This is a genomic window from Bacillus sp. 05T31, from assembly GCF_056396725.1.
This window is the reverse complement of record NZ_JBFTMA010001355.1, coordinates 1-473: the sequence shown is the minus strand read 5'-3', so window position 1 is coordinate 473 and position 473 is coordinate 1. Positions and strand designations below refer to the sequence as shown.

Sequence of the window (473 nt, the reverse complement as noted above, 5' to 3'; positions counted from 1 at the left end):
GTTTCTAAAACAATGAATTCTTTATTAAAAAAAGGGGTTTTAGGTGTTGCAGAAGCAGGAATGACAACTGATGATGGAAGAACTTGTACTAGTCGTACATGGTTTGTAAACCCGAATATTATGTGTTGTTCTCCAAAAGATAGTGTTGATCGAGCAACTCAACATATTTTTAAAAAGTCACTTAGAAATTTTAAAGTCAGTGGAGATAATAAAAAACATAAATTGCCAGTTTACTTATTATAGATGCCAATTTTACTATTGACATCTTTTTTTTTGTCGTTTTTACCATTTTTTAGGTGTGAAAAAAAATTCACACAGGTGTGAAAAAAAATTCACACCCTATGTCTTATAAACCCTTGCTATTACTGACTTTCTTCACTTTGCTCTTCTCACTCTTATATATATRGCTAAAAGTTCCGCAAGGAACGGGTYGTATTTTTGAGAAAAGCACTCAAAAATCTCCACCCTCACAA

At 32.1% G+C, this 473-nt stretch carries 1 pseudogene; it reads left to right on the top strand.

Annotated features, from left to right (window positions below):
• Window positions 1–243: pseudogene (locus tag AC1DJR_RS33280) on the top strand (MarR family transcriptional regulator); the annotation flags it as partial.
• Window positions 244–473: the final 230 nt, after the last annotated feature.